Source organism: Mycobacterium sp. IDUB_39 (assembly GCF_055419205.1).
The window spans coordinates 1-572 of the sequence record NZ_JBVAXF010000030.1; the positions used below are offsets into that span (position 1 = coordinate 1).

The 572-nt window shown below is 65.6% G+C and carries 1 protein-coding gene; it reads right to left on the reverse strand.

The features are described from left to right. Nucleotides 1–7: 7 nt before the first annotated feature. Nucleotides 8–572 (reverse strand): IS30 family transposase (locus tag ACZY0X_RS31225; protein ID WP_463775900.1); only part of this gene is annotated, 565 nt, incomplete at its 5' end.

Genomic DNA, 572 nt, shown 5'->3' on the forward strand with positions numbered 1-572 from the left:
CTTGCATTCAGGCGGTCGCTGCAACGAATGTGGAGGGGTCTGAGAGTAATCGGTCGAGTTCTTCGGCGGGGGTACGCCAGCCGAGGCGTTTGCGGGGTCGGGCGTTGAGTTCCGCGGCAACCTGGTCGAGCCATCCGGGGCCGTAGAACGACAGGTCGGTGCCCTTCGGGAAATACTGGCGCAGCAACCCGTTGGTGTTCTCGTTGGTGCCACGCTGCCAGGGACTGTGCGGGTCGCAGAAGTAGATCGGCAGCCCGGTCGCCTCGGTGATCTTGGTGTGCAGCGCCATCTCGCTGCCCTGATCCCAGGTCAGCGACCGGCGCAGCACCTCGGGGATCTCGGGGACCTTGGCCGACATGGCGTCTCTGAGGGTGGCCGCGGTGCGGTCCTCGGGCAGGTGCAACAGGACCACAAACCCGGTGGTGCGCTCGACCAGGGTGCCGATCGCCGAGTTCGATACGGTGCTGCCCAGGATCAGGTCACCCTCCCAATGGCCGGGGATCGCGCGGTCGTCAGCCTCCTTGGGACGGTCGGCGATGTTGATCATGTCCTTGAGTTTGCCCTGGCCGGTT